This window comes from Roseibium sp. (assembly GCF_051016195.1).
In the GTDB taxonomy this organism is placed as follows: Bacteria; Pseudomonadota; Alphaproteobacteria; order Rhizobiales; family Stappiaceae; genus Roseibium.
In genome coordinates, this window is sequence record NZ_CP134616.1 from 5,245,957 (window position 1) to 5,271,964 (window position 26,008).

Genomic DNA, 26,008 nt, shown 5'->3' on the forward strand with positions numbered 1-26,008 from the left:
TCGTGGTACAGCGTTGTGGGGAGAAACGCATTGCTATTCCTGATTGCCTTATTGGCAGCGATATTCGGCTTTCTGTTCGGCACTGACCAGGGAGTCATTTCCGGCGCCCTGCCTCTTTTGAAAAAAGAGTTCGTCTTCACGGCACAAAGCGAAGGTTTCATGACCGGCGCGGTTCCGTTCGGTGCCATTTTCGGTGCAATTCTGGCGCTCGTTACCGTCGATCGGTTTGGCCGGCGTCCGGTTCTGACATTCTGTGCGCTCCTGTTTGCCGCAGGGTCCCTCGCGGCGGCATTGGCCTTCAGTGTGTGGTCCCTCACCGTGGCTCGGCTGGTAATCGGCGCAGCCATCGGCGCATCGTCGCTTGTCGCTCCGATGTACCTTGCGGAGATCGCCCCTGCCCGGATCCGCGGCGCGGTTGTCTCCGCCTTTCAACTGATGATCACGATCGGCATCCTGGCGGCGTTCATCGTCGACTGGGCGTTTTCCTTCACCGGTTCATGGCGCTACATGCTCGGGTTCAGCCTCGTGCCGGCGATGATCTGTCTGGCAGGCATCATCAAGGCCCCCGAAAGCCCGCGCTGGCTGGTACTCGCAGGCCGGGACAAACAGGCGCGCGACGTTCTGAAGACCGTTCAGCCTGAGGCGAGCGCCGAGAGGCTGGACAAAATCGTTGAGGAAATCGAGAGCGGCCGGCCGTCAGACCCCGCGGAGGAGAGCTGGAGCAGGTTCAAGGAACCTGCCCTGCGCGGGCTCCTGATCTTTTCGGTTCTCGCGTTCTTCCTGCAGCAGTTCAGCGGCATCAACGTGATCATGAACTACGCACCGCGCATCCTTGAAAACGCCGGATTTGAGGGTCTTGCAAACGAGCTCGTCGCAACGATGGGTATCGGCGCGCTGAATGTGACAGTGACCATCCTCGCGATGATCGTTGTCGACCGTCTGGGGCGCCGTCCGCTTTTCATCTTCGGGTTCGTGGGCGCTTTCGTGAGCATGGCGCTGGTCGCGGTTCTGTTCCAGCTAAACGACAACAACCTGGCCTGGCTGTCGCTTCTCGGCCTGTTCTCGTTCGTCTTCTTCTTTGCGATCAGCCTCGGCCCGCTTCCCTGGCTCTACATGTCGGAACTGTTTCCGCTGGCCCTGAGGGGCAAAGGCATGGCGATTGCCTCCATTTCCAACTGGCTCTGCAATTTTCTGGTCGTTTTCCTGTTTCCGGTGTTGGCAGCCGGTCTCGGCGAAGCGCTGACATTCGGCATGTTCGCCGCCTGTTGTGCCTTCGGCATCTGGTACGCCTGGACCTTCGCACCCGAAACACGCGGGCTGGTGCTTGAGGAGATCGATCAGACAATTGCGGGTACGCCTCAAACCGGCAAAACCGGATAGCGCGCCCAACGCCGCCAAAAAAAGCCGGTGCAGGCTGTTCACCTGCACCGGCTTTTCTTCAGGCTGCCCTGGAAGAGTGGATGCCCGGCAACCCGAGGAACCTGTTTTTACTGTGCGGCGACGGCGCTTTCGGCCAGTGTCGGGTAGTCCGTATAGCCTTTCTCGTTGCCGCCGTAGAGAGTCTCCGGATCGAGTGCGTTGAGCGGAGAATCCTTTTCCAGCCTGTCGACAAGGTCGGGATTGGAGATGAAGGGGCGTCCGAAGGCCACGAGATCAAGCGTGTCTGAACCAACAGCGTCGATCGCAAGGGCACGGTCATAGCCGTTATTCCCCATGCGTGCGCCATCGAAGAGCGCATAAAGCTTGCCGAGGTCTCCGCCTTCGGGAAGATCACGTGGGCCGCCGGTCTGGCCCTCGACGAGATGGAGATACGCCAGGCCGTAGCTGTTGAGCAGCCTGATCACGTGGGAGAACGTTTCCTGCGGATTGCTGTCGGCAATGTCGTTGGCGTTGGAGAACGGGCTGAGCCGCACACCCACCTTGTCACCACCCCAGACGGCGACGACCGCGTCCATGACCTCCTTGAGAAACCGGGACCGGTTTTCCACCGGACCGCCATAGGCGTCCTTGCGCTTATTCGATCCGTCGCGCAGGAACTGGTCGATCAGGTAACCGTTCGCGGCATGCACCTCGACACCGTCGAAACCTGCTCTCTTCGCGTTTTCGGCCGCCTTGCGATAGTCTTCCACGATGCCCGGGATCTCTTCCGCTTCGAGGGCACGCGGCATTGGCGTATCGACAAACTGAGTGCCGTCGAATGTCTTGGAGTTCGCAGCAATCGCGGACGGTGCGACGGGGTCGACACCGCCGGGTTGCAGCACCGGGTGGGAAATCCGGCCGACATGCCAGAGCTGAATGACGATCTTGCCGCCTTTGGCGTGAACAGCATCCGTTACCTTCTTCCATCCCTCGACCTGCGCTTCGGAATGAATGCCGGGCGTCCAGGCATAGCCTTTGCCCTGCGGCGAGATCTGGGAAGCTTCGGTTATGATCAACCCTGCCCCGGCGCGCTGACCGTAATATTCTGCGTGGAGTTCGAACGGGGCGTCGTCTTCGGCCCGCGCCCGGTTGCGCGTCAGGGGTGCCATGACAATGCGGTTCTTAAGTTCAACCGAACCTGCCTTCGCTGGCGTGAACAGTTTTTGATCAGACATTATCAGTTCCTTTTCATCAGGGGGACTGTGATTTTTCGAATTACGGACCATTCAGTCCATATTTATGCGTGTGGCGTCCAATGCGAAGCTCCTGCGCGACGGAGGTCTTCGTCAGGCGGGAAGAATGACCTTTGCTTGTTTCAGAGTTTCGGCGATCCGATCCGCCGGATATCCGGCTTTTCTCAGTGCCAGGGTTCCGATCGCGAGCGAGGACAAGGCACGCGCCCTGTCGCGCTGGGCTTCAGGGTTTTCAGGGTCCAGAACCTCGGCGAAGATTTCCTCGATCCTTTCCAGATGCCGGCGCCCGATCTCGGCCACGCCTTCATCATGCGGCGCAAGTTCGGTGATGCAATTGACCAGCATGCAGCCCTTAGCGCCGCCTTGCGGATTGGAAAGTGCCTGCATCATGGCGTCGACAGGATTGTCGTGCGCGGAGCTGGCCACGTCCTTCAAGTTCTGCAAACCGTTTCGGGAGTAGTGCGACAGAGCCCGGTGGAACAGTGCCTGTTTGCTTTCGAAGGCCGCATAGAAACTCGATCTGCTCAGCCCCATCGCGGAAGTCAGATCATCCAGCGACGTCGCCTCGTAGCCGTTCTGCCAGAAAACCAGCAATGCGGCTTCCAGAGCAGCGGACTCATCAAAACTCCTCGGTCTTCCGGGGCCCGGAGAACGGGTTTTGCGATCGGAGGTCTGTCGTGCGGTGCTGGACATGAGCCTAATATGGACTGCCCGGTCCTGAATGCAAGATGCCTGCTCGTGATTTTTGGACTACCGATTTCAGAATTGCGCAACAGTGACGTTTGCACCCTCTGATCACATCCGGCAGGACCCTGAAAACGCGTCGCCGACATCGTCGAACACACGCGCCACGGCTTCCATCTCGTAAAGCCTGCTGGTCCGGCGCACACCTTCGACCAGATAAAAGTCCTGGATGGGAAACTGGTTGGAATTGAACCGGAAATCCCCGCGCACGCTCTCAAAAGGCGCGGCATTGATTGCCGAGATCATCGCTTCCCTGTCCTTGGCGCCCCCGGTGAGTTCCAGGGCAAAATGGATCAGCTTCGCCGCGTCGTAGCCCTGCGCTGCATAGATCGACGGAGCGTAATTATAGGCCCGCCGGAACTCGCGCACAAAGCGCTTGTTCGCAGGATTGTCGAGGTTCGGAGCCCAATGTGCGGCGGAAAACAGGCCCTCGCCCGTCTCCTTTGTGTAAGGCAATGTCACGGCATCGACCGTCTTGGCGGACAGGAACGGAATAATACCCTTTATTCCGGAGGTCTGGAATTGTCTGACGAGTTCCACACCCATTCCCCCGGGCATGAACGCGTAAATCGCATCCGGTTCGATCTCCGCGATCTGGTCGAACTCGACCGAGAACTCCGTCTGTCCCAGCTTCGGGAAAATCTCGCGCGCGATCTGTCCCTTGAAATGCCGCCGGAACGCTGAGATGGCGTCACGGGCCGCCTCGTAGTCCGGGGCGATGGTCACCACCTGCTGGTATCCCTTCAGGCTGGCATAGCGCCCCATGGTCTCGTGCACCTGATCGTCCTGTGCCGCGGTGGAAAAGAAGTAACGGCTGCAATTGCGGCCTGCGATCGGCGCAGGTCCCGAGCTTGTTCCGATGAACAAGGTCCGGGAACGGACGACCGGATCGTGAACCGCAAGCATCACCTTGGAGAAATTGACACCGACCAGCAGATCGATGCCGTTCTCCTCGATCAGTTTCGTAACCTCGGTAACTGCGTGATCCGGGTCGAGTTTGTCGTCGACCACCAGAACGTTGGTCGGCATGCCGCCAAGCGCGCCGTTCGACTGGTTGACGGCGAGCATGAATCCATCGCGCATGTGTTCGCCAAAGACAGCGGCCGGACCGGACAGCGTGGCCATGAAACCGATCCTGAGTTCCTGCTGCTGTTGTGGCTGTTGCGCGTGGGCTGCGGACAGAACCACGCCCAGCCCCATCACCGCTCCAACAGCTTTCGAGATCACCCAGCGTTTCATCGTTTCCCGTCCGTTCATCGATACGTGCTTCGCGTCCTGCACCGAATCTCTACATGCCGATGCTCATTCAAGCATGGCAAAGACAGGTTATGCATTTGCAAACGCTCCAGCCCCGCTCGCTTTCCGGATCACAAGCTCGTCAAAATTTACGGCAAATTCCCCAGTCTCGCCGCAATCCGGCCCGTATCCGGACGCATTAACAAAGGTTAATGCCACCTTACTCATTCCAGGTGACCGCCTCGCGCGTGCCCGAACCGCATCAACAGGAGGGCCAGATGTATCCAGTAACCGCGCCAGCCAAATCATGCGCCATTCAGCCAGATCCGGGCAAAAAGACCGGAAAAGACCTTTCGGCGAGACGCGATTTCAAGGTCATCAGCGGCGCCCATTCAAGCGGCGAATTTCGAAAGTCGCTCAGGAAAATTGACCCTGGCGAACTTGCTTCGAAAATCCTGCGATTGCATGCCGCTGCCGACAGGGAAGACGATATCGACCTGCGAAAACCGACCATGAACGCAGAACCGCAGGACGTGCCGTTCGAGATCCCGGGTGTTCTGCGCAAGTCGGACGACGCCGAGAAACTTGCAGATGTCGTCAAACGGTCCGCGGAAAAAAATCCGCAGGCACCACGAGGCACAGGCAAACAGCCGAGCAGGCCGCGCGTTAGACACCTGGTGGCTGCCGCGTTGCTGGTCGGCGTGGCAGGAGGTACTGCTCTCGCGCTCGGCCTGCCGGACATGATGGCCGCGGACGAGCCTGAAACCCGTCCTGTTGCGACCCAGTTGATCGTCACGGACCCGCCGCAGGCGTCCACCGTCCAAGGTGCGGTGACCGATAATGTGGAAACCGTGGGTGCCCCCACACGTGCCGCGCAGACCGAACCGTTCAATGCGGCCACACCGGCACAGATCGCAGATGCGAAAAACCGGTTGAGGGTCGCGTTTGCCTCCGGAAATACGGGCGCGTCCCCGGCTCCGGCGGTGGCCGATGAAGGTGCCGCTGCTCCGGTCTATCCGCAAGCATCGCCTGATCAGGTGACAACCGCAAACGACCGGCCGAGCGATCCCGACCCCGTTTCCGCTCCCACCGCCGACCTTACCACACCGGCATATGCCTTGCTGGCATCACAGGCGGATCAGTCCCAAGCGACCGCTGTGCCGGATGAAGGTGCGGTTGCAGCGAACAACAGTCCTGAAGTTGCTGCGGGTCAAGCCACAGCCGACGTGACACCGGTTGAAAGCGGGCCCGTGCAGGGCATCGGCGCATATGCCAATTCAGGCAAGACAACGGCCTCCGTCAACATGCGCCTATCCGAACAGAAGAACAGCGAAATCATCGCCGTCATTCCAGGCAACACCACCATCAGCTTCAATGAATGCGGCAAATGGTGGTGCGGTGTCGAATATGACGGAAAAACGGGGTTTGTCGGCCAGAGATTTGTCAAGCGCACCGCGCAATGAGCTTCAAATCGAAACGACCTGAGTAGAGAGTTGTTAAGGCGGGTGACATAGGCTGGTCTAGCAGAATTCCGGCAACAAGGGCGTGTGCAGGTGTCCTGGCAACGAGGCCTGCCCGGGTTGACGGCCTCATTTGTGAGTCCGTTACCTAGTCCCGATTGTTCTGCCAACGGGAGACCAGACATGTTTCATCGGCACAGGATAACCGGCTGCGTTTTCGGCTTCGCATTGGTGATCGGCACCCCTCTCGCTGCTTTGGCAGATGGCACCGATTGCGTGGTCTATGCAACAGACTACGCCAATTCCTATGTCGGCAACGGCGATGTTGTCGGAGACGCGGTGTCAGGTGGAATGGCGGGCGCGGTCGTCGGCGGTGCCTGGGCGGGGCGCTCGGGCGTCGCGCGCGGAGCGCGCGCCGGCGGGGCCCTTGGTGTCCTGAACAACATGGGGTCCATGCCCGGTGGCTGGCAGGCGCTCTATGACACGGCCTACCAGATGTGCCTTCAGCAGACGTCCGGTGTCAACGCCGCCCCCTACTACGGCGACCCGGCCTACGCGCCGGCACCCAATCTTCAGGCTCCGTCGTCCAATTGCCGTTCATCGGCACGTGTCAACGCTCCACTCCGACGCAGCCCGGAAGGCGGTATCATGGTGGGGTCGGACTTCGGCGGTTGCCAGTAACGCCCCTCCAACACGTTCTGTCCGTGGATGACCCTGTCTTCGCCTGCCGTTCCGGTTGACGTTGTCGGCGAAGCGAAGTCAACTACGCCAGAGTTTCAGACGACCTGGATCTGGCCGCAACATCGCAACAACAGGATCATCCATGACCCGCCGCAAGAATTTCGCACTCACCTTTGCGACCGGTATCGTCGCAGGCGTTTGCCTTCTCACGTCCGCCGCATCGGCCCAACAATGCGGCGGTGACTTCGGGCAGTTCCTTGCCGGTGTCAAACAGGAAGCCGTTGCCAAGGGACTTTCTGCAGAAGCGGCAGACCGGACCCTTGCGCGCGCCCAGATAGATCGGAAGGTTCTGTCGCGCGACCGCGCCCAGGGCGTTTTCAAGATGACCTTCCTCGACTTCTCCAAGCGGGTCATCTCCAGCTACCGCATGAAGAATGGTGCGGCAAACATGAAGAAACATGCCGCCATCTTCCAGCGAACGGAGAACGAATACGGTATTCCGGCACCGGTCATCACTGCTTTCTGGGCACTGGAGACCGATTTCGGTGCGGTTCAGGGCGACTTCAACACGGTCAATGCCCTGGCAACGCTGGCCCATGACTGCCGGAGGCCGGAGCTTTTCCGTCCGCAACTGATCGCTGCCATCGAAATGGTGCAAAACGGGGATCTCGACCCCCAGGGGACCACCGGGGCCTGGGCCGGTGAAATCGGCATGGTACAGATGCTGCCCGAAGACATCATCAAATTCGGCCGCGATGGCGATGGCGACGGACATGTCAAGCTGAAGCAGAGCGCCTCGGATGCAATCCTGACCGCCGGCGCATTCATCAATCATCTTGGTTGGCGTCAGGGCGAACCCTGGCTGCAGGAAGTCACGGTGCCGCAGAACCTGAACTGGTTTGAGACGGGGCTCGGCAAGACAAAGACTGGCGCGCAATGGGCCGCGCTCGGCGTTCAGCCGCGCTGGGGCCAGATCTCGCCCAACCTGCCTGCCTCACTGCTTCTTCCGCAAGGCCGCAAGGGGCCGGCGTTCCTTGCCTATCCGAATTTCGACATCTACCTGGAATGGAACCAGTCGCTCATTTACACGACGTCCGCCGCCTATTTCGCAACCCGTCTTGCAGGCGCGCCACGCTACAACGCTGGAAACCCCGATCAGGGGCTGAACGATGCCCAGATGAAGCAGTTGCAGACGAAGCTTCAAAGCAGAGGATACGACGTCGGCAAGATCGACGGCATCCTGGGAGCCGGAACCCGCGGTGCCGTCCAGGACATGCAGCAAAAGCTCGGCATGCCGGCAGACGCCTGGCCGACCCCTGCCCTCTTGAACAAGCTTTAGGGAATGGAGGCGCGCGGATACGCACCTGCGCCTCGGCCTGTGATCACGAGAAGCGGGCTGGTCCGCAGGCTATGACTTTCCTGGCTGGTTCTGCTCCGCGTCGGCACATCGGCGATCAGTATCTGCGATGGTAGACAGTCGCCGCTCGTGATGGGCCAAGCTTGTGCACCGTGACATAGTCCTGGGTTTGAACGAGCGGCCTTTTCGGGATCCAGAAATTCTCAATGACAAACTCGGTGATCTCGATCCGCTGCTCCAAGGTATAGTTATGTGCATGCGGATAGAGAAGGATCATCCAAACCACTGCCATGAAGAGATCGAAATCGTCCGACCAGAACTGGACCTGCCGCGTCTCCGTGCAGATTTCACAATCCTTCAGGGAGTAGACGTCGCATAGCTCCTGCCTGAGCCCGAGCAGATCCTGATCCGTCGAAGCACCGAAGAACCTGTTGGCAAAGAAGTTGTACAGCCACGTGGTCGTGTAAGGCCGTGTTTCCCGAGCTGACATCATGACCGTGTGAATCGCTCCGTTTGGGGCCAGAACCTCATCGTAGAGCGCCTTCATCAGCCCGGGCCAGGTGGCCGCATTTGAATAATAAAGGCTGTGATGGAGGGTGGTGAGATCCTGCCTGCTACCGTCAAGCAGCGCTTCGCGGGCACGTCCCGCAGCGGCCCGGTCGCGAAAATCGATCGTGTAGTCACCCTGTACGAGGTGCACGTTTTCCAGCAGTTGGCGTGTCTGGCGCTCCTGAAGTGTTGCCAGGGCTGCTCCATCAACATCGTAGAGCCAGAGACCTTTTTGAAATGCGGCCTGGAGTATACGGAATTGCGGTTCGTTTCCAGCGCCGACCGACAGAGCGGACAGGTCCCTCTCTTCCTTCATCCTCATGTGGATTGCCCGGATCGTTCGCATAAGGCTTGCAGCGACGTTAGGCTTTTCGGTCGCGTAACGCGCCCAGATCCTGTTCTGTTCAAAAATATTGTAGTTCGCAGCGTCCAGACCGCGTTCAATGAGACTGTCCGACTTGACCAAGTGCACGAGCGTATTCTCCTGGTTGCCTGCGCCCGAGTTGGACCACATCCTTCTGCCCGGCGCGTTCCTAAAGAGAGATAAGCTGCGAAACTGGAATTACTTGTGAATTTTTTTTCATAAAGCGCTGATTCACATTAGTAATTTTTCATGTTTCTCTAAGAAAGCAAATAATCGCCTTCGCTCTTATGTAAAAACACGGACGAGACAGACGATATCGGCATCTCCGAACAGTGCTTAAGTCTCGTTTGCGGGTGTTTTCACGCCGCGGGGACGGCGCAGAGCATTGCGCAGTGAAAACACCCGTCCTGTCCGGTGTGATCATCCTGCGCAGATCGGCTGCTGCCGGTCTTATTGAAGGCTTGTTGCAGGCGCTTCCTCAGGGACAACGGCAGCCCTGCCATCTCCCAGCAGGAAAACGGCGAGGATGCGCGTTTCGCCATCGGACGTGTTCCGTCCCTGGTGCGTCACGGCCATGGCTTCCATCACGCCTTCTCCCTGCCGAATGACCTTGTCGCCGATCCCTTCGTAGAAAACGGTGACTTCACCTTGCAGAATGTAGGCAAAGAGCGGCGCGCCGTGCTGATGCCAGGCCGTCGTCTCACCTGGTTCCAGTGTCACGACGATTGCTCTTACCGACGCATTCTTCTGCGGAAAAGTGATCTTCTCGCCAGCGATGGTCCGATTGCCGGAAAAGACTTCATGCACCTTTTCATAGGGTTCCTGCGATGAACCGGTTTCCGGTGCCGCAACCGCGGAAGGGGCGGCCGGTTTTTCCGCTGGTATCGCCGTTGCCTCGGTTGCATATGCGGGCCAACCGGTTACAAACGCGAGCATCACAAAGCACGCAGCCAGAGTTCCAAAGCACCGTGAGCGGTCCCGGCAAATTTCCCTGTTCATACCTCGATGCTCGCACCCGGCGTCAATGTGTTCACCTTCGCCGCTTCCGGCCCCATGGCGGTTTCGAATGCCTCGGCCGATTGGTCGATGATCGGAAATGTCCCGAAATGACAAGGCACGATCGTGTCGAAATCGAAAAACTTCGTGCAGGCCAGGGCAGCAGCCCGACCGCCCATCGTGAAACGGTCACCAACCGGAACGATTCCGATCTTGGGCCGATAGATCTCGTTGATCAGCGCCATATCGGAGAATATGTCAGTGTCTCCCATGTGATAGAGCACCTTCTTCCCCGGAACTTCGATGATGACACCGTGCGGATTGCCGAGATAGATCGCCTCCCCGTCCGTCTGCTTCGACGAGGAATGATCGGCCCGCGTCAGCGCCACCTTGAAAGCTCCGGTATCGACCATGCCACCGGAATTCATCGGGTTGATGTTTTCAACACCCTGCCTACCCGCCCACATGCAGATTTCGAAGTTCGAAATCAGCTGAGCGCCGTTCCGTTTGAGGATCTCTATCGCATCTCCAATGTGGTCGTCGTGACCATGTGTCAGCACCACATGCGTCACGCCCTCGGTGACCTGATCAACCGCAAGACTGTCCGGAAACGACGGATTTCCGCTCAAGAACGGATCGAACATGATGGAGGTTTCTGCGAATTCGAGCTTGAAGGCAGAATGACCGTACCAGGTGAGTTTCATCTAAATCTCCAGCACAAACGCTTTTGGCAATTCAAGTTTAGACGCTGGTCCCATTTGTGCAAGAAAGGGTTGTTGCCGGCGGCGGTTTCGATAGGCAGTTCCAACTGGTCTTTTCACCCCGGTCCTGATAAAGCGCGCCAATGGCAAATGATCCCGCACTTTCCATCGAAGACTTCGTATCGGCGCTGCCCAGCAACAGCCGATTGATCGGGCTCGATCTCGGCACCAAGACCATCGGTCTTGCACTGTCGGACATCGGGCGCGGTATTGCGTCTCCAATGGATACGATCCGCAGAAAGAAATTCACGATCGATGCCGAGCAATTGCTTGCAGTCTGCGCTAAACAGAATGTCGGCGGCATCGTCCTTGGACTGCCGCTGAACATGGACGGGAGCGAAGGCCCGCGCGCCCAGGCAACGCGCGCCTTTGCCCGCAACCTGTCCCAGAAAACCGAGCTTCCGATCACGTACTGGGATGAGCGCCTGTCGACCGCCGCTGTCACGCGGACGCTGCTGGAGGCCGATTCCAGCCGTGCGAAGCGTGCAGATGTCGTCGACAAGATGGCCGCCGCCTTCATCCTGCAGGGTTTTCTGGATCGCCTTGGCTTCATGTCCAGCCAGGATTGACGCGTCGCGTAACAATCGCCTTGCAACCCCGATGAACCACCCGCCCATGTGGACATCGGGCATGAGTTGAATTCGTGCCTTGTGCACATTGCCGATTCCCCCTATAGGGATGGTCTCGATGACCGCGAAAGACACCCATCGAGACAGCCCCTACCCCCATCGCCATCTGCTGGGCATTGAAGGGCTTCACCCCCATGAAATTCTGGGCCTTCTGGACCGTGCCGAAGAAGCCGTCGAGGTTTCGCGGCAGGTCACCAAGCGCAAGCAGGTGCTTGAGGGCCGGACCCAGATCAACCTCTTTTTCGAAAATTCCACGCGCACGCAGAGTTCCTTCGAACTTGCCGGCAAACGGCTTGGCGCAGACGTCATGAACATGGCCGTGTCCCAGTCCTCGGTGAAAAAGGGGGAAACGCTGATCGACACGGCGGCAACGCTCAATGCCATGCATCCGGATCTTCTGGTGGTCCGGCATCATGCTGCGGGCGCTGTTCACCTTCTGGCACGCAAGGTTGGCTGCTCGGTCGTCAATGCCGGCGACGGACCGCATGAGCACCCGACCCAGGCGCTTCTCGACGCGCTCACGATCCGGCGCCACAAGGGCAAGATCGCCCGGCTGACGGTGGCCATTTGCGGAGACATCGCGCACTCGCGCGTCGCCCGATCCAATATCATTCTCCTGAACGCCCTCGGCGCGCGGGTGCGTGTCGTGGCACCTACGACGCTGTTGCCCTCCGGGATCGCGAAGATGGGTGTCGAAGTCTTCAACGACATGCGCGCCGGACTGAAGGATGCGGACATCGTCATGATGCTGCGGCTGCAGCGGGAACGGATGAATGGCGCTTTCGTCCCCTCGGTACGCGAGTACTATCGCTATTACGGTCTTGACGCTGAAAAACTCTCCGTTGCAAGAAACGATGTTCTGGTCATGCACCCCGGCCCGATGAATCGGGGCGTTGAAATAGACGCCTCGATCGCCGACGGTCCTCAAAGCCTGATCAGGGAACAGGTTGAAATGGGTGTCGCCGTCAGGATGGCGATCCTCGAGGCCCTGGCCGCCAATCTCCCCAATCAATAGAGGAAAAGCCTGTGGCACTCGATACTCCCAGACCGCTGGTTCTTTCCAACGCCAGGGTAATTGATCCCGCTCGCGAGTTGGATGCTCCGGGCTCGATCATCATTGTGGACGGCACCATTCTGGCAGCAGGTCCGGAAGCAGCCAACCAGGGTGCGCCCTACGGTGCGGAGATCGTCGATTGCAAGGGAGCAATTGCCTGTCCCGGCCTGATTGACATGTGCGTTTCCGTCGGAGAGCCCGGTGCCGAGCATCGTGAAACGCTCGCGAGCGCGTCACAGGCGGCCGCCGCCGGCGGCGTCACCACAATCTGCACGATGCCCGATACCGATCCGGTTATCGACGATCCGGCCCTGGTCGACTTCATCCTCCGCCGAGCGAGGGATACGGCCGTCGTCAATGTTCATCCACTTGCCGCCTTGACAAAGGGACTGAACGGCACCGAGATGGCGGAGATCGGCCTACTGAAAGAGGCCGGTGCGGTCGCTTTCACGAACGGACACAGGTCGGTGGAGAACGCGCAGGTCATGCGCCGCATGATGACATACGCGCGCGACTTCGACGCTCTTGTCATCCACCATACCGAGGATCCGGACCTGGCCGGAGGCGTGATGAATGCGGGCCTGAATGCAAGCTGGAAAGGTCTTTCCGGGGTGCCGCGAGAAGCCGAGATCATCATGCTGGAGCGGGATCTGCGTCTCGTGGGCATGTCCAAGGGCAAGTACCACGCAAACCTTATCTCGACGTCCGACAGCGCTGACGTGATCCGTACGGGCAAGAAACGGGGACTGGACATCACCGCCGGGATTTCGATCAACCACCTCACCCACAACGAGAACGACATCGGCGCTTACAGGACGTTCTTCAAGATGTCGCCTCCCCTTCGCGACGAGGATGACCGTGAAGCGATGATCGCTGCAATTGCCGACGGCACTATCGACATCATCTGTTCCAACCACGATCCGCAGGACGTCGAAACGAAGCGCCACCCCTGGGCAGAAGCGGAAGACGGCGCGATCGGTCTTGAAACAATGTTGGCGGCGGCCCTGCGGCTGTTTCACTCCGAGCAGGTTGACCTTGTCACCCTGTTGGGCGCAATGACACACAAGCCGGCTGACCGGCTCGGACTGGAAACCGGCCGTTTGTCCAAGGGCGCACCTGCGGATATCGCCGTGTTCGACCCGGACCGCCCGTGGGTGCTGGAAAAAAGCGCCATCCGGTCGCATTCCAAGAATTCGCCGTTCGAGGATGCGCGCTTCTCGGGACGGGTTCTGCGCACGGTCGTCGCAGGCAAGACGGTGTTCGCCCATTCCTGAGGCGCGGCGACGAGACCTTGCCCTAGGTGATGGACCCATAAATGACACTGCAATGGCATGCGAAATGGCGAAATCCCGTCAGGAAGCGTGTGCGGAGCGGGCTTTCTGCCCGGTCAAGCACGCTGACGCCACGGGGTGACGCCATTTCCATGTCCTTCGGATTTTACCGGCTTGCGCCTCCTCGGCGTTGCGAGAGGCTTGAAACTGAGGGACATTTCCTGCGCGCCCGCGCCTTGAGGAGAACCAAGCCGCCTCAAACCATTACAATCTCATTTAGGGGTCCATCACCTAGGGCATTCAGACTGCGTTCAGGTGAATTAGTGTTCGATCCAATGCAGTTACCTGCGGTGCTTTCGTTCGCGCAGCGCCTATCCTACGGAACCAGTGGATCATCTTATGCGTCTCTTTTACCTGATACTTCTTGCGGCCGCGGTCGCGGGCGGACCGGCCCAGGCAGCCGATCTTTACATGAAATACAAGCTTTTCGCAGTCGGACTTCCGATCGGTTCCGGCGTCATGTCCGTCGACTTCGACGACGGTTCCTACTCCATTGACGCGGACGGCGGAACCGCAGCATTCGGCAAACTCGTGTCGGACGGAAAAGGGTCGGTGAACGTGCGCGGCGACATCTCCCGCGGCAAGCTCCAACCAAACAAGTTTGCCCTGAAAGTCAAAAGCGACGACGAAAACGGGACCGTCTCAATGCAAATGCGCAAGGGAACCGTCAAGAAAGTCGCCGTGAACCCGCCGCAGGACCGCATGAACCAACGGATCAAAGTCACATCCGATCATCTAAAGAATGTTCTGGACCCGCTGACAGCAGCGGTTTTTCCTGCACCCAAGGGCCTCGCCCCGGAAAGCTGCAACCGAACGCTGGAACTTTTCGACGGCAAGGAACGCTATAATGTCCACCTGAGCTACAAGTCGAAGCGGCAGGCCAAGACGTCTGACGGCCGCTTCAAGGGCGACGTGCTTGTGTGCCGAGCCCGGTATGAACCGGTTTCCGGGCATCGTCCGAAGCGCAAGACAATCCAGGAGCTTGCCAAGAACAAGTCAATGGAAATCTGGCTGGCGCCGGTTGGCGATAAACCCTACCTTGTACCGCTCAGGGCAAGCATCAAGGCGCCGTTCGGTTCGCTTGTCGTCAAGGCGGAGAAATACAAACTGAAAGGGTGATGGGCAACGCCTACCTTTAGTGGACGGCAAGCAGCCGATGCCACCCACCGCGACAAACCTGTTGCGCGGCGCACGCGATCTCGGGACTTGATCCGCACCGACAGCCGGTTACAGTGCCGCAGAAATTTGCCAAAGCGCGAAAGGGAGAAGATTCGCGTGCCTGATCCGATCAGCTGGGAATTCGCCTGGCCCTACTACCTTGCCGCGCTTGCGTTCGGCTATCTGCTGGGCTCGATCCCCTTCGGGCTTGTCGTCACGCGGATGGCTGGCCTCGGTGACATCCGCAACATCGGTTCCGGCAACATCGGCACAACAAATGTTCTTCGAACCGGCAGGAAGTCGCTCGCCGCAGCGACCCTGCTCGGAGACGGGCTGAAGGGGACCGTCGCGGTTTTGGTGGCGAACGCGTTTTACGGCCAGGACATGGCTCTCGTTGCCGGACTTGGCGCGTTTCTCGGTCATCTCTTTCCGGTCTGGCTCAAATTCAAGGGCGGCAAGGGTGTCGCGACCTATATCGGCATCCTGCTCGGGCTGTACTGGCCGGCCGCCCTGATCTTCGTCGGCATCTGGGTCGGCATGGCGGTCCTGTTCCGCTACTCTTCCCTCTCGGCATTGACGGCGAGCCTTGTGACCCCGGTTCTGCTCTATCTCGTTCTGAGCCGTTTTCAGCTTGCAGAAATGACGCTCTTCATGACCGTCCTCCTCTGGATCAAGCATCACGAGAATATCGGCAGATTGCTGCGAGGTGACGAGAGCCGGATCGGATCCAAATCCAAACCGGCACCGGCCGGCGAACCTGATACAAGCAGCGGAGGGAAATGAACGCGAGCCAACCCGATAAAACACTGAGCCTCACCGAGGATCAGCGTCTGGCTTGGCTGCGTTTAATACGATCCGAAAACATAGGCCCGGCAACTTTCCGCGACCTGTTGAACCATGCCGGTTCCGCTGAAAGGGCGCTTGAAATGCTGCCCGCGCTTTCAAGGCGGGGCGGCAAGAAAAGCTATCGCCTGTGTCCCGAACAGGATGCAATCGAAGAACTTGAGGCCCATCGGCGCTTCGATGCCCGCCTTGTGGCCCTCGGCGAAGCCGACTACCCGCCTCATCTGAAGCACATCGACAGTCCGCCCCCGCTGCTTTCGGTCAAGGGGGGCAAGGTCACCGCCAATCCGCAAATGGCGGCAATTGTCGGTGCCCGCAACGCGTCTCTTTCCGGGCGCAAACTCGCAGCCGGATTTGCCCGCGATCTTGGCGCACAGGGATTTGCGATTGCCTCCGGCCTTGCGCGCGGCATCGACGCCGCAGCACATGACGCGGCGTTGCAGACAGGTACGCTCGCCGTGTTTGCCGGCGGATTGAATGTTCTTTATCCGCCCGAGCATGACCGTCTTCTTGCGGCAATCCTGGCCGCCGGAGGTGCGGCCATCAGTGAAATGCCGTTTGGATGGAAACCGCGCGGAAGGGACTTTCCGAGGCGCAACCGTCTGATTTCAGGCGTGTCGCTCGCCGTCGTGGTGATAGAGGCTGCCAAGGCGTCGGGTTCTCTGCACACTGCGCGCTACGCGCTCGAACAGAACCGGGACATCTACGCGGTGCCGGGCTCGCCTCTTGACCCGCGGTCGGAAGGCGCGAACGGACTGATCCGTGACGGCGCGACCCTTGCAAGATCGGCTCGGGATGTTCTGGAAGGGTTGGCCGGACAAACCGGATCGGCCTTGCCGCTTTTTCGCGGGCTGGCAGAACCCGCTCCACGGCCGGACGCAGACCCGGAGGAGCCGGTGGATGGCATGAGATCCAGGATCATGGAAGCACTCGGTCCGGCGCCGATGGAACTCGACGAACTGATCCGTTTTGTCGAGGCCGATGCGCGAACAGTGAGTGTCGTGCTGCTGGAACTCGAGCTTGCCGGACGGCTCGAGCGCCACACCGGGCACAGGATTTCACTGATCATGGGATAATCGTGTTCCGATCGGCCATGTGTTCGGGCAGTTAAGGCGTGTATGCCCTGTGGGCAACTCAACCGTGGAAAACTATGACGAATGCGAGGTCACTTGACCCCGGACGCGCAAAGGTCCATTTGACAGGCGGCGCATGATCCGTGATCGTCTGCGCACCTTAATTCTCCTTCTCCACCGGGCGGGGGCTCCGTTTCCGGCAAAATTATTTGGGTAAGAATGAACGTCGTTATTGTGGAATCGCCGGCGAAAGCCAAGACGATCAACAAATATCTCGGCACCGATTACACGGTCCTGGCCTCTTACGGACATGTACGCGATCTGCCTCCCAAAGACGGCTCGGTTCTGCCCGATGAAAATTTCGCCATGAGCTGGCAGGTGGACAGCAAGTCCCAGAAACGGCTCTCGGAAATCGCCAACGCGGTCAAGGAAGCCGATCGCCTGATCCTCGCGACCGACCCCGACCGCGAGGGAGAAGCGATTTCCTGGCACGTTCTGGAGGTGCTGCAGAAAAAACGCGTGTTGAAAGACAAGCAGATTGAGCGCGTGGTTTTCAACGCGATCACCAAGAAGGCGATCCTTGAGGCGATGGACAATCCGCGCCAGCTGGATGGTCCCCTGGTCGATGCCTATCTTGCCCGCCGCGCACTTGATTATCTTGTGGGGTTCACGCTCTCTCCCGTCCTGTGGCGCAAGCTGCCGGGCGCCCGGTCCGCCGGACGCGTGCAGTCGGTGGCGCTCCGCCTGATCTGCGACCGTGAAATGGAGATCGAGATCTTCGAGCCCCAGGAATACTGGTCAATCTTCGCAAACATGAAGACCCCGGCCGGGGACACGTTCCAGGCTGGTGTGACGGGCTTCGAGGGCCGCAAGATCGGTCGCCACGACATCAAGAACGAGGCAGAAGCGACGACGATCAAGTCGATGCTCGAAACCGCGAGTTTCACGGTCGACAGCGTTGCGTCGAAACCGGCAAAGCGCAATCCGGCTGCTCCGTTCACGACATCAACCCTGCAGCAGGAGGCCTCGCGCAAGCTCGGCTTTGCCGCTTCGAGAACGATGCAGGTGGCCCAGAAGCTTTACGAAGGCATCTCCATCGGCGGGGAAACCTCCGGTCTCATTACCTACATGAGAACGGACGGTGTCCAGATTGCCGGTGAGGCGATTGCCGCCGCGCGCAGCGTGATCGCACAGGATTTCGGCGACAAGTATGTGCCCGAAAAGCCCCGCGCCTATTCTTCCAAGGCGAAGAACGCCCAGGAAGCGCACGAGGCTATCCGCCCGACGGACCTTGCCAGGCGGCCGAAGGACGTCGCCAAGTTTCTCGATCCCGACCAGGCGCGACTCTATGAGCTGATCTGGAAACGCACGATGGCCTCCCAAATGGAGTCCGCCGTTCTGGAGCGCACAACGATCGAGATTGTCGCCAGCGGCTCGGGAAAGAATGCCAACCTGAGAGCGACCGGTTCCGTGGTCCGGTTCGACGGTTTTCTCGCGCTCTACCAGGAAGGACGCGACGACGAGGAAGACGAAAACTCGAGACGCCTGCCCGCCGTCGACAATGGTGCAACCCTTGTCGCAACTTCGGTGGATGGATCATCGGACCCGATCGAGGCAAACCAGCACTTTACCACGCCGCCGCCGCGCTACACCGAAGCCAGCCTCGTCAAGAAGATGGAAGAGCTGGGGATCGGACGCCCGTCGACCTATGCCTCCACGCTTCAGACCCTGCGCGACCGGGACTATGTCGAGCTTGAAAAGAAACAGCTGGTTCCCCAGGACAAGGGACGGATCGTCACCGCGTTTTTGGAGAGTTTCTTCCGGCGCTATATCGAGTTCGATTTCACGGCCAGCCTCGAGGAACAGCTCGACAAGATCTCAGCCGGAGAGCTTTCCTGGCTTGATGTGCTGCGTGATTTCTGGACGAGTTTTTCAGGCTCGGTGGACGACATCAAGGATCTGCGTGTTGCCGAAGTCATCGACTCTCTCAACGAATTGCTCGGACCGCATATCTTCCCGCCAAAAGAAGACGGAAGCGATCCCCGCAAGTGCCCGAGTTGCGATACCGGTCAGCTGTCGCTGAAGGTCAGCCGCTGGGGTGCTTTCATCGGCTGTTCGAATTATCCGGAATGCGGCTTTACCCGTCAGCTCGGCAAGCCGAACGGTGAAGACGGTGACGCGGACGAAGGTCCGAAGGTGCTCGGCACCGATCCGGAAACGGGACAGGATGTGTCGCTGCGCAACGGTCGCTTCGGACCCTATGTCCAGCTCGGGGAAGAAGCCAAGCCCAAGCGCGCCTCCCTGCCCAAAGGCTGGTCCGCTCCGGACATGGATCTGGAAAAGGCCCTGCAGTTGCTCTCACTGCCGCGCGAGGTCGGTCTCCATCCGGAAGACGGCAAGATGATCACGGCCGGGATCGGCCGCTACGGACCGTTTGTCCTGCATGAGGGAACGTATGCCAACCTCTCCACCCCGGATGAGGTCTTTTCCGTCGGAATCAACCGGGCGGTGGATGCACTTGCGGAAAAACGCGCCAAGGGCGGCGGACGCAGAGGTGCGGCCGCAACGCCGCTGAAGGAGCTTGGCGAGCATCCCGACGAAGGCGGACCGGTCAACGTCTATGACGGCCGCTACGGGCCTTACGTGAAACACGGCAAGATCAATGCAACCCTGCCGCGGGACAGCGATCCCAAGGCGGTGACCCTTGAGCAGGCTCTTGAACTGATTGCAGCAAAGGCAGCAAAAGGCGGCGGAAAGAAGAAAGCGGCCGCCAAAAAGTCGATAACAAAAAAGGCCTCGTCCGCAAACGGAAAGGCCAAATCAGCCGCAAAGAAGACGACCGCCAAGTCCTCGAAAAAGGCGGAGGTCGACGCATCGTCCGAAGACGTTCCGTGGGATGACGCGTCTTGAACGCGAAACGGATCAATACGCGCAAGCATACAAAACGAAAACACGCGAAGGTTCCCGGCGAGATGCCCTCACGCGAGGACATTCTCGCCTTTGTTGCCGATAATCCGGGCCGAGCCGGCAAACGCGAGATCGCCCGTCATTTCGGGATCATCGGCGGCGCGCGCATTCACCTGAAAAAAATGCTCAAGGACCTCTCTGAAGAGGGCCTGATCGAGAAGCGCAACAAACGCATGATCCGCCCGGGTGATTTGCCTCCGGTCTTTGTCGCGCGGCTGTTCGGACGCGACAGCGACGGAGACCTTCTGGGTGCGCCGCTCGACTGGGACGAGGAAGCAGGCGATCCGCCGAACATTCTGGTCCTGAGCGGCAAAACGAAAGCAACACAGCCGGGCGTCGGGGACCGCGCCCTCATTCGCCTTACGGAAGCAGAAGCCGGGCCGGAAGCAGAACACGTTGCCCGCGTCATCAAGGTGCTTGAAAAGAAGCAAGGTGCCATCCTGGGCATCTTCCGCAAGCGGGATGGCGAGCGTCCTCCTTACCTTGAACCGATCGACCGCAAGCAGCGGGAACTGGATATCGACCCTGCGGACCTCAAGGAAGCGGATGATGGCGATCTCGTCAGCGTTCAGGTAACACGCTCGGGCCGATTCGGGCATCCGCGCGCCTCGATCGTCGAACGGTTCGGTTCGATGAATTCGGAGAAGGCGATTTCGGAGATTGCGCTGCAGTCGCATGGCATTCCCCACGTTTTTCCGTCTGCCGTCGAAGCCCAGGCCGAAGCGTCAAGGCCCATAGACACACTCGGCAAGCGGGAGGACTGGCGGCAGGTGCCGTTGATCACGATCGACCCGCCAGATGCAAAGGATCACGACGACGCGGTCTATGCGGAGCCTGACGAAGACCCTGAGAACAGCGGCGGTCACGTGGTTTATGTCGCAATCGCAGATGTTGCGCATTACGTGACGCCGGGCTCGGCCATGGACCGGGAAGCCAATATCAGAGGGAATTCGGTCTACTTTCCCGACCGGGTCATTCCGATGCTGCCTGAGCGCATTTCCAACCAGCTGTGTTCGCTGCGTGAAAAGGAAGACAAGCCGGCCCTCGGCGTGCGCATGATCTTCGACAAGACCGGCCGCAAAACCGGTCATAGTTTTCACCGCGTGCTGATGCGCTCAGCGGCCAAGCTCTCCTATCAGCAGGCCCAGAAGGCCATCGACGGGATTGTGGACGACAAGACCGAAACGCTTGTGGACGGAGTGCTGAAACCGCTCTGGGCTGCTTACGAGGCTCTCAAGAAAGGCCGCGAGGCGCGCGAACCGTTGGAACTCGATCTGCCCGAGCGCAAGATCAAGCTGAAAGACGACGGAACCGTGGATCACGTCTATGTTCCTGAACGTCTGGACGCGCACAAGCTGATCGAGGAGTTCATGATCCAGGCCAATGTGGCCGCGGCCGAAACGCTGGAAAAGAAGAAGAGCCCCCTTCTCTACCGCGTTCATGACGCATCCACGCCGGAGAAGCTGGAGAGCCTGAAAGAGTTTCTCTCGACCCTGAACATGAAGCTGCCGTCTTCTGGCGGACTGCGCCCCTCGGTTTTCAACGGCATTCTGGCCAAGGTGAAGGACACGCCGCAGGCCAATCTTGTCAACGAAGTGGTTCTGCGCAGCCAGGCCCAGGCTGAATATACGCCCCAGAACATTGGTCATTTCGGGCTCAATCTGCGGCGCTACGCGCATTTCACATCGCCAATCCGCCGCTATGCAGATCTCATCGTGCACAGAGGCCTCATTTCGGCACTGGGCTTCGGCAAGGACGGCCTGCCGGATGGCATTGAAAGCAAGCTTGAGGCGATCGGTGCCGAAATTTCAGGAGCCGAACGCCGCGCCATGCTGGCAGAGCGTGACACGATCGACCGTCTGATCGCGCTGTGGATGAGCGACCAGATCGGGGCGACTTTTCAGGGACGTGTTGCCGGCGTTGTCAAGTCCGGTCTGTTCATCCGGCTTCAAGACACAGGTGCCGACGGCTTCGTTCCAGCCTCCACGATTGGCCTTGAATACTACCGCTACGACGAAGGGTCGCATGCACTGGTAGGTGACAAATCGGGCGAGACTTACCAACTTGGGGATCAGGTGGAAGTCAGGCTTGTGGAAGCAGCACCGTTCGCCGGAGCGCTCACATTCGAGTTGCTCAGTCACGGACGCATCGCCGGCAAGAAGATCCGGAAAGCGGCTCCAAAATTACGACGCGGACCTCCCAAAGGCGGGCGCGCGAAGGCCTCCACGAAGAAGACGAGCCGAAGGAGGCCCAGGTGACGGTTCGATACGATTTGACGGATGACGTGGAAATCCCCGAAGACCACGCGGAGAAGCCGCGCCGGCCGGTGATTCCGGCGATGCTGCGCGGTGCCGGGAACGCATGCATGAATTGCGGCCGCGGTAGGCTGTTCGATGGCTTCCTGACAACACGCCACCACTGCTCCGAGTGCGGTGAGGAGTTTCATCATCAGCGGGCAGATGACGCTCCTCCCTATTTCACAATCACCATAGTCGGGCATATCATCATTCCGGCTCTGCTGATCGTCGAGGTAATGTGGCGGCCCGCAATCTGGATCCATATGTCGATCTGGCTGCCACTCACACTCCTGCTTTCCTTTGCGCTCATGCGCCCCATAAAGGGCGCTCTGGTCGGACTTCAGTGGGCACTTTACATGCACGGCTTCGATCCGGAGTCTGAAGACGAGTTTCCGGTCGCACCCGCTCCTTCCGAAAGGATCACATGACGGGTTCGTTTGAAAAACAGCTGGCAAAGGACGAAAAAGCCGGGGACTTTCCCTACATCCGGCCCAAGGACGCGGCAACGCTTCTAATCCTGGATCGTGACGCCGGCGGGGCCGTCCGCCTCTTGATGGGGCGGCGCCACAAACGGCACACGTTCATGCCGGGCAAGTTCGTTTTTCCGGGCGGACGCGTCGACCCGGGCGACAGCCGCATCGCAAACGTTCTGCCCTACCATCCGACGGTCGAAACCAAACTCTCCCAGGGTCTGAAGAACGGCAAGTCAGCCGCTCGCGTGCGGGCTTTTGCTCTGGCCGCTATCCGGGAAACCTATGAAGAGGCCGGTATTTTTGTCGGCCGCAAGTCAGGAAACACCGGCCTGCGTCTCGGCAAGGGTTTCGAAGCATTCGCCGACAGAGGCATTCAGCCGGATCTGAGCGGCCTTCGCATGGTCGCCAGGGCAATCACACCGCCTCAGAGGCCGCGGCGCTTCGACACAAGGTTTCTGGCCGTCTGGTCGGATGCGGTTGCAGACAAACTGCCGGAGGGCACCGGCCCATCGGGTGAACTGGAAGACTGCGCCTGGCTGACACTTGAGGAAGCGCGCGAAAAAGAGCTGCCGCTGATTACCCAGAAAATCCTGACCGACCTTGAAGACAGACTTGCAAGAGACCCGGATCTTTCACCGGGCACCGAGGTTCCCTATTACTTTTTCCGCAAGGGTGCGTTCAAGCGCGATCAGATCTAAAGCAGGTATCCATGGAAAGAACCGCGGTTATTCCCCGCGACATGCAAACCTATTATGACGACTGGAACATGTCGCCTGGTCTCGCATGCGGCGATTTTGTGTTCCTGACGGGTTTCACGGGCGCTGATCCATCCGGCAGTATGTCGACCGATCCGGAAGCACAAATGAGAAACGCGTTCGGGAAGGTGGAGCAGGTGCTTGCCGAGGCGGACCTGGACTTCAGCGCCGTTGTCGAGATGACCACCTATCACGTTGGTCTTCGGGAGCACTTGCAGCTCTTCAAGGACGTTCGCTCCGAGTTTGTGCGGCCTCCCTACCCGGCCTGGACGGCGATTGAAGTTGCCGGGTTTGTGCACGAAGACGCGATTGTCGAAGTGAGAGTTATTGCCAGCCGAAAAAAATAGGCGCATTTCCTCATCAAAACCTTGCGGCACCGCAGGCAGTGCTTGACTTTCACGTCCCGATGGGTAGTTTGCGCGCTAATTTCAGACATTGGGGCAGATTCACCGCCAGCCCATCTGGCCACACGAACCCTATGCCCGACACACGAGAACAGGATCCAAGGCCATGGCCAAGGCGACAACAATCAAAATCAAGCTTGTGTCCACTGCAGACACCGGCTTCTTCTATGTCACGAAGAAGAACTCCCGCACCATGACCGAAAAAATGGTCAAGAAGAAGTATGACCCGGTTGCCAAAAAGCACGTCGAGTTCAAGGAAGCGAAGATCAAGTAAGTCCGGTTCTTAGCCGGATGAACAATGACCCGCCGCACAGGCGGGTTTTTTGTTGAAAAACCGATCTTTAAAATCCGCACGCGTCAGCGCTGTCTAAGCTCTGAGACACGGATCACATACTCTTTTGAAGAATTAGTGGTCGGCGGGAACACGGCATTCGAGGAGGCCACTCTTCGGCCGGTTCCCAGCCGACCTGCCCCACGGACCCAGGAGATGCGGCGGACCTGAGCACTCCGAGGGGAAACTTTGCCGAACGCATTTATGGACCAGTGTCCGGCGTTCATGGCGCGGTCAAGGATCACCAAGACCTGCCGTCACACTACTCCATAAAAAACCGAATGCAATAAATTCCACGAAATATGCACAGAAACAATGCCTTTTTAGTAAATTCGTAACCTTAACGTGAAAGCGAGTAACTGATTCGAAAGGCTGCTTTTGCGAAGACTTGCGAAAACGTCGCCGCACGATGATGGCGCTCAGGCGGTTTCTTCGCCGGAAAACTTTTCCGCGTGAGCGCTCAATCTTCGCCCAGAAAGGCGCGCACGGTCTCCAGAAACTTGGCCACGGAAATCGGCTTTGAAATGTAAGCCTCGCATCCGCCCTGCCGAATGCGTTCCTCATCGCCCTTCATGGCAAAGGCCGTCACCGCAATGACAGGAATGGAGGAAATCGTCTCGTCTTCCTTTATCCACTTGGTGACTTCCAGCCCCGACACTTCCGGCAACTGAATGTCCATCAGGATCAGATCCGGATGATGCTCGCGGGCAAGCTGCAGTGCTTCAATGCCGGTACGGGTCTGAAGCGTATTGTAGCCGTGCGCTTCCAGCAGATCATGAAACAGCTTCATGTTCAGCTCGTTGTCTTCCACGATCAATACGGTTTTTGCCATTCAGTTCGGCCCTTTGCCCGGCGCATGACCGGTCCCATTTCTCGACCCATTTCCCGTCTGCGGTAGAACCCCGCCTCGGTCCGCATTAGATTTGTTGTAACCCGGAATCGTTTCAGAAAGGCAAAAAAACACAATGAAAAATACACAGGGAAAGTCATTGTCCGTTGAAGAAGCTCAAGGAATTGCAACGGAGGCTTTGCTTCAACTAAGCCGTGACCCTGAACAGATCGGCCGTTTTCTTGCGTTTTCCGGTATAGGGCCGGAAATGATTCGAGCAGCGGCGAATGAACCGGGCTTTCTGGCCGGCGTCCTGGAGTTCTACATGATGGATGAACCGCTCCTGCTTGCATTCTGTGAAAATGCAGGCGTTCGACCGACCATGATGGCAGCCGCACGCTACGCGCTTGCCGGAGGGGACGGTGAGGATGCCTGAACCGACACCCGTCCTGCCCGAAGTCCTTGACCAGATCAGGGCCCTGCCGGCGTCGGACAACAGGCTCATCATTTGCGATGTCGATGAAGTCATACTTCATCTGATACGGCATCTTGAGGACTATCTGAACGCACGCGACCTGGTTTTCCTGCAGTACGAATACCGGCTGACCGGCAACATCGGACGCGCGGCTGACCGGGGCGTGTTGTCTTCTGCTGAGGTCAGAAACCATCTGCTGGCGTTTTTCGATGAGATCAGTCACGCGCAGGACCTGGTTGACGGCGCAGACCGAGCCCTGGGAACGCTTTCTGAGCACTGGGACATTGTTTTGCTGACAAATCTTCCCGGCAGCCACAACAAGCCGGCGCGCGAAAAGCTGCTCGACAGTCTGGGTGTCCCCTTCCCCGTGGTGACGAATTCCGGTCCGAAGGGAGGCGCGGTCGCAGCGCTTGCGGCAAACCGTTCCGGACCGGTCGTCTTCATTGACGACAGTCCGACAAACCACTCTTCGGTCCAGGCGTCACTGCCCTCCTCCGTACAGATACAGTTCATCGCAGATCAAAGATTTCTCGGTGCGACCGAACCGGAAGCCCACATTGACCTCCTTACGGGAGACTGGCAGGAGACGGCTGCTTTCATTCGGTCTATTCTTTGAACTCAGAAGCAAT

Annotated in this window: 25 protein-coding genes; 18 read left to right on the top strand and 7 right to left on the bottom strand. The window is 59.0% G+C overall.

Annotated features, from left to right (window positions below; translation table 11 throughout):
• Positions 1-30: 30 nt before the first annotated feature.
• The gene (locus tag RDA78_RS23885) at positions 31-1,380 is read left to right on the top strand and encodes a sugar porter family MFS transporter (RefSeq protein ID WP_434052263.1); all 1,350 of its coding nucleotides are present in this window, start codon (positions 31-33) and stop codon (positions 1,378-1,380) included.
• A 107-nt stretch (positions 1,381-1,487) separates the two neighbouring features.
• On the opposite strand, the gene RDA78_RS23890 is transcribed toward RDA78_RS23885, so the two are convergent.
• From RDA78_RS23890 to RDA78_RS23900, 3 genes are all read right to left on the bottom strand, one after another.
• Complete coding sequence (locus tag RDA78_RS23890; RefSeq protein WP_434052264.1) at positions 1,488-2,594, bottom strand: alkene reductase; 1,107 nt, start codon at positions 2,592-2,594, stop codon at positions 1,488-1,490.
• Positions 2,595-2,705: 111 nt separating this feature from the next.
• A complete protein-coding gene (locus RDA78_RS23895; protein WP_434052265.1) occupies positions 2,706-3,206 on the bottom strand; it encodes a TetR/AcrR family transcriptional regulator in 501 nt (166 codons plus the stop codon).
• A 201-nt stretch (positions 3,207-3,407) separates the two neighbouring features.
• Positions 3,408-4,595: an ABC transporter substrate-binding protein gene (locus tag RDA78_RS23900; protein ID WP_434052266.1), complete on the bottom strand. Its 1,188-nt coding sequence runs from the start codon at positions 4,593-4,595 to the stop codon at positions 3,408-3,410.
• Positions 4,596-4,870: 275 nt separating this feature from the next.
• On the opposite strand from RDA78_RS23900, the gene RDA78_RS23905 reads away from it, so the two are divergent.
• The 3 genes from RDA78_RS23905 to RDA78_RS23915 all read left to right on the top strand — a co-directional run bounded on the left by RDA78_RS23905 (position 4,871) and on the right by RDA78_RS23915 (position 8,072).
• Positions 4,871-6,055: a hypothetical protein gene (locus tag RDA78_RS23905; protein WP_434052267.1), complete on the top strand. Its 1,185-nt coding sequence runs from the start codon at positions 4,871-4,873 to the stop codon at positions 6,053-6,055.
• A gap of 180 nt (positions 6,056-6,235) precedes the next feature.
• Positions 6,236-6,733, top strand: a complete 498-nt coding sequence (locus RDA78_RS23910; RefSeq protein WP_434052268.1) for a hypothetical protein — start codon at positions 6,236-6,238, stop codon at positions 6,731-6,733.
• Between the two features lie 142 nt (positions 6,734-6,875).
• Positions 6,876-8,072, top strand: coding sequence for a lytic murein transglycosylase (locus RDA78_RS23915; RefSeq protein WP_434052269.1), 1,197 nt, complete (start codon positions 6,876-6,878; stop codon positions 8,070-8,072).
• Between the two features lie 115 nt (positions 8,073-8,187).
• On the opposite strand, the gene RDA78_RS23920 is transcribed toward RDA78_RS23915, so the two are convergent.
• The 3 genes from RDA78_RS23920 to RDA78_RS23930 all read right to left on the bottom strand — a co-directional run bounded on the left by RDA78_RS23920 (position 8,188) and on the right by RDA78_RS23930 (position 10,703).
• Positions 8,188-9,111 carry a hypothetical protein gene (locus tag RDA78_RS23920; protein WP_434052270.1) on the bottom strand — a complete coding sequence of 308 codons (924 nt, stop codon included), beginning with the start codon at positions 9,109-9,111 and terminating at the stop codon, positions 8,188-8,190.
• A 342-nt stretch (positions 9,112-9,453) separates the two neighbouring features.
• The gene (locus tag RDA78_RS23925) at positions 9,454-9,939 is read right to left on the bottom strand and encodes a cupin domain-containing protein (RefSeq protein WP_434052271.1); all 486 of its coding nucleotides are present in this window, start codon (positions 9,937-9,939) and stop codon (positions 9,454-9,456) included.
• A gap of 59 nt (positions 9,940-9,998) precedes the next feature.
• Entirely contained in the window at positions 9,999-10,703 is a 705-nt protein-coding gene (locus RDA78_RS23930) for a metal-dependent hydrolase (protein ID WP_434052272.1), read from the bottom strand.
• A gap of 140 nt (positions 10,704-10,843) precedes the next feature.
• On the opposite strand from RDA78_RS23930, the gene ruvX reads away from it, so the two are divergent.
• From ruvX to rpmG, 12 genes are all read left to right on the top strand, one after another.
• Entirely contained in the window at positions 10,844-11,329 is a 486-nt protein-coding gene (gene ruvX, locus RDA78_RS23935) for a Holliday junction resolvase RuvX (protein ID WP_434052273.1), read from the top strand.
• Between the two features lie 118 nt (positions 11,330-11,447).
• The gene (locus tag RDA78_RS23940; RefSeq protein ID WP_434052274.1) at positions 11,448-12,404 is read left to right on the top strand and encodes an aspartate carbamoyltransferase catalytic subunit; all 957 of its coding nucleotides are present in this window, start codon (positions 11,448-11,450) and stop codon (positions 12,402-12,404) included.
• 11 nt (positions 12,405-12,415) lie between these two features.
• Positions 12,416-13,717 (top strand): dihydroorotase, encoded by a 1,302-nt coding sequence (locus tag RDA78_RS23945; RefSeq protein ID WP_434052275.1) that lies wholly within the window; start codon positions 12,416-12,418, stop codon positions 13,715-13,717.
• 396 nt (positions 13,718-14,113) lie between these two features.
• A complete protein-coding gene (locus RDA78_RS23950; RefSeq protein ID WP_434052276.1) occupies positions 14,114-14,893 on the top strand; it encodes a DUF3108 domain-containing protein in 780 nt (259 codons plus the stop codon).
• A gap of 156 nt (positions 14,894-15,049) precedes the next feature.
• On the top strand, positions 15,050-15,715 hold the full coding sequence (plsY, locus tag RDA78_RS23955) for a glycerol-3-phosphate 1-O-acyltransferase PlsY (RefSeq protein ID WP_434052277.1): 666 nt from the start codon (positions 15,050-15,052) through the stop codon (positions 15,713-15,715).
• Positions 15,712-16,851 carry a DNA-processing protein DprA gene (gene dprA, locus RDA78_RS23960; protein WP_434052278.1) on the top strand — a complete coding sequence of 380 codons (1,140 nt, stop codon included), beginning with the start codon at positions 15,712-15,714 and terminating at the stop codon, positions 16,849-16,851. The genes plsY and dprA overlap by 4 nt, the downstream gene beginning before the upstream one ends.
• Positions 16,852-17,067: 216 nt before the next feature.
• Positions 17,068-19,758 (top strand): type I DNA topoisomerase, encoded by a 2,691-nt coding sequence (gene topA / locus RDA78_RS23965; RefSeq protein ID WP_434052279.1) that lies wholly within the window; start codon positions 17,068-17,070, stop codon positions 19,756-19,758.
• 62 nt (positions 19,759-19,820) lie between these two features.
• Positions 19,821-22,073 carry a ribonuclease R gene (gene rnr / locus RDA78_RS23970; RefSeq protein ID WP_434056201.1) on the top strand — a complete coding sequence of 751 codons (2,253 nt, stop codon included), beginning with the start codon at positions 19,821-19,823 and terminating at the stop codon, positions 22,071-22,073.
• Positions 22,070-22,540, top strand: coding sequence for a DUF983 domain-containing protein (locus RDA78_RS23975; RefSeq protein WP_434052280.1), 471 nt, complete (start codon positions 22,070-22,072; stop codon positions 22,538-22,540). Before rnr ends, RDA78_RS23975 begins: the two co-directional genes overlap by 4 nt.
• Positions 22,537-23,283, top strand: coding sequence for an NUDIX hydrolase (locus tag RDA78_RS23980; protein WP_434052281.1), 747 nt, complete (start codon positions 22,537-22,539; stop codon positions 23,281-23,283). Before RDA78_RS23975 ends, RDA78_RS23980 begins: the two co-directional genes overlap by 4 nt.
• Positions 23,284-23,294: 11 nt before the next feature.
• The gene (locus RDA78_RS23985) at positions 23,295-23,687 is read left to right on the top strand and encodes a RidA family protein (RefSeq protein ID WP_434052282.1); all 393 of its coding nucleotides are present in this window, start codon (positions 23,295-23,297) and stop codon (positions 23,685-23,687) included.
• 163 nt (positions 23,688-23,850) lie between these two features.
• Entirely contained in the window at positions 23,851-24,018 is a 168-nt protein-coding gene (gene rpmG / locus RDA78_RS23990; protein ID WP_299471361.1) for a 50S ribosomal protein L33, read from the top strand.
• A 517-nt stretch (positions 24,019-24,535) separates the two neighbouring features.
• Here the strand turns inward: rpmG and RDA78_RS23995 are convergent.
• Entirely contained in the window at positions 24,536-24,907 is a 372-nt protein-coding gene (locus RDA78_RS23995) for a response regulator (protein ID WP_434052283.1), read from the bottom strand.
• Positions 24,908-25,040: 133 nt separating this feature from the next.
• Between RDA78_RS23995 and RDA78_RS24000 the strand changes: the two genes are divergently transcribed.
• The gene (locus tag RDA78_RS24000) at positions 25,041-25,340 is read left to right on the top strand and encodes a DUF3572 domain-containing protein (protein WP_434052284.1); all 300 of its coding nucleotides are present in this window, start codon (positions 25,041-25,043) and stop codon (positions 25,338-25,340) included.
• Positions 25,333-25,995, top strand: a complete 663-nt coding sequence (locus tag RDA78_RS24005) for a hypothetical protein (protein WP_434052285.1) — start codon at positions 25,333-25,335, stop codon at positions 25,993-25,995. Before RDA78_RS24000 ends, RDA78_RS24005 begins: the two co-directional genes overlap by 8 nt.
• Positions 25,996-26,008 lie beyond the last annotated feature (13 nt).

Excerpts from the sequence above, each read along its gene's own strand:
- RDA78_RS24005 (WP_434052285.1), top strand. The coding sequence starts at position 25,333 with ATGCCTGAACCGACACCCGTCCTGCCCGAAGTCCTTGACCAGATCAGG.
- RDA78_RS23910 (WP_434052268.1), top strand. The coding sequence starts at position 6,236 with ATGTTTCATCGGCACAGGATAACCGGCTGCGTTTTCGGCTTCGCATTG.
- RDA78_RS23950 (WP_434052276.1), top strand. The coding sequence starts at position 14,114 with ATGCGTCTCTTTTACCTGATACTTCTTGCGGCCGCGGTCGCGGGCGGA.
- rnr (WP_434056201.1), top strand. The coding sequence starts at position 19,821 with ATGCCCTCACGCGAGGACATTCTCGCCTTTGTTGCCGATAATCCGGGC.
- RDA78_RS23900 (WP_434052266.1), bottom strand. The coding sequence starts at position 4,595 with ATGAAACGCTGGGTGATCTCGAAAGCTGTTGGAGCGGTGATGGGGCTG.
- RDA78_RS23930 (WP_434052272.1), bottom strand. The coding sequence starts at position 10,703 with ATGAAACTCACCTGGTACGGTCATTCTGCCTTCAAGCTCGAATTCGCA.
- RDA78_RS24000 (WP_434052284.1), top strand. The coding sequence starts at position 25,041 with ATGAAAAATACACAGGGAAAGTCATTGTCCGTTGAAGAAGCTCAAGGA.
- RDA78_RS23980 (WP_434052281.1), top strand. The coding sequence starts at position 22,537 with ATGACGGGTTCGTTTGAAAAACAGCTGGCAAAGGACGAAAAAGCCGGG.
- topA (WP_434052279.1), top strand. The coding sequence starts at position 17,068 with ATGAACGTCGTTATTGTGGAATCGCCGGCGAAAGCCAAGACGATCAAC.
- RDA78_RS23995 (WP_434052283.1), bottom strand. The coding sequence starts at position 24,907 with ATGGCAAAAACCGTATTGATCGTGGAAGACAACGAGCTGAACATGAAG.
- RDA78_RS23985 (WP_434052282.1), top strand. The coding sequence starts at position 23,295 with ATGGAAAGAACCGCGGTTATTCCCCGCGACATGCAAACCTATTATGAC.
- RDA78_RS23925 (WP_434052271.1), bottom strand. The coding sequence starts at position 9,939 with ATGCTCGCGTTTGTAACCGGTTGGCCCGCATATGCAACCGAGGCAACG.
- RDA78_RS23915 (WP_434052269.1), top strand. The coding sequence starts at position 6,876 with ATGACCCGCCGCAAGAATTTCGCACTCACCTTTGCGACCGGTATCGTC.
- ruvX (WP_434052273.1), top strand. The coding sequence starts at position 10,844 with ATGGCAAATGATCCCGCACTTTCCATCGAAGACTTCGTATCGGCGCTG.
- dprA (WP_434052278.1), top strand. The coding sequence starts at position 15,712 with ATGAACGCGAGCCAACCCGATAAAACACTGAGCCTCACCGAGGATCAG.
- RDA78_RS23940 (WP_434052274.1), top strand. The coding sequence starts at position 11,448 with ATGACCGCGAAAGACACCCATCGAGACAGCCCCTACCCCCATCGCCAT.
- RDA78_RS23890 (WP_434052264.1), bottom strand. The coding sequence starts at position 2,594 with ATGTCTGATCAAAAACTGTTCACGCCAGCGAAGGCAGGTTCGGTTGAA.
- RDA78_RS23905 (WP_434052267.1), top strand. The coding sequence starts at position 4,871 with ATGTATCCAGTAACCGCGCCAGCCAAATCATGCGCCATTCAGCCAGAT.
- rpmG (WP_299471361.1), top strand. The coding sequence starts at position 23,851 with ATGGCCAAGGCGACAACAATCAAAATCAAGCTTGTGTCCACTGCAGAC.